This window comes from Robertmurraya sp. DFI.2.37 (assembly GCF_029211245.1).
Classification (GTDB): Bacteria; Bacillota; Bacilli; order Bacillales; family Cytobacillaceae; genus Robertmurraya; species Robertmurraya methanolica_A.
The window spans coordinates 1-460 of the sequence record NZ_JARGEJ010000225.1 but is presented as its reverse complement, the minus strand read 5'-3'; the positions used below and the strand labels follow the sequence as shown (position 1 = coordinate 460).

Annotated in this window: 1 pseudogene; it reads right to left on the bottom strand. The window is 38.7% G+C overall.

The window, feature by feature from the left end:
* Positions 1-460 (bottom strand): annotated as a pseudogene (gene istB / locus PZE06_RS26210) (IS21-like element IS643 family helper ATPase IstB); the annotation flags it as partial.

The window sequence follows — 460 nt, the reverse complement described above, 5'->3', positions numbered from 1 at the left end:
TGAAAAAATACTTTTCCTGTTTTTCATCCGATGACTTTCCTCATCCTCTCCACCATGTATGACTTCCACACGATGAAGTAAACGATCTAAAATCGCTGTCGTAATGCCTTGATCTCCAATTAAATTTCCCCATTCATCTGGACTTTTATTAGAAGTCAGGATAATCGAACTTCGTTCGTAGAGATGATTGATTAAATGAAAAAATAAGTTTGCTTCTCTCTGATCCATCGCCATGTACATCAAATCATCGATAATCACAAGATCGGCATTTCTAATCCGTTTGAGTTGGACTTTCGATTTATTCAGGTACTCTTCTGTTTTTAAAAGCTGCACAAGCTCACCCATTGTAGCGAAGTAAACATGGAATCCTCTATAAACGGCTTCGAGTCCCAGCCCAATTGCGATATACGTTTTTCCGATGCCTGGAGGGCCTAGAAGAATTAAATTGTACTGTTGTTCT